Genomic DNA, 560 nt, shown 5'->3' with positions numbered 1-560 from the left:
ATTAAAAACTCGGCTTCTTCAGTTCCCACTGGATTAATCGCTATGTTTTCAGGTACTACTCCTCCAGATGGTTGGGCATTCTGTGATGGTATGTCTGGTAGACCTAATCTATTGGGTAGATTTGTAGTAGGGTATGATCCAAGTAATCAGGATTATAATACCATTGGTAACATGGGAGGAGAAGCCCTAGTAACTCTTACTTTAGACCAAATACCACCACATAGTCATAAGATTACATTTAAAGAGGAGAAATGGGGAGACAATGCTAAGAATCGACCATTCCCTAATCATACTAGGCCTGACTCAGGTTATACAGCAGATACTCAAGTAACCGGAGGAGGTAGTCCTCATGAGAATAGACCTCCTTATTATGTATTGGCTTATGTAATGAAAATAAGATAGGAGGTAATTATGGTAAATTCACAAGAGATAGTAGAGAGAACCTTCTATATATGCTTATTGAATGTTCTCTTAGAAAAGAAGATGGGACTTAATCCTGAGGATTATTTACCTTTATCACAAGAGAATGAAAAGAGATTCCAAGAAGATAAGGAAGCAAT

At 37.5% G+C, this 560-nt stretch carries 1 protein-coding gene; it reads left to right on the top strand.

Going from position 1 to position 560, the window contains the following annotated elements; genetic code table 11:
* Window positions 1-402 (top strand): phage baseplate protein (locus IE182_RS31620; protein WP_190113428.1); only part of this gene is annotated, 402 nt, incomplete at its 5' end.
* Window positions 403-560 lie beyond the last annotated feature (158 nt).

Source organism: Streptomyces cinnamoneus, from assembly GCF_014650495.1.
GTDB lineage: Bacteria > Actinomycetota > Actinomycetes > Streptomycetales > Streptomycetaceae > Streptomyces > Streptomyces cinnamoneus.
Note: the sequence above shows the minus strand (reverse complement) of the source record. Positions and strands in the feature narration are given on the sequence as shown.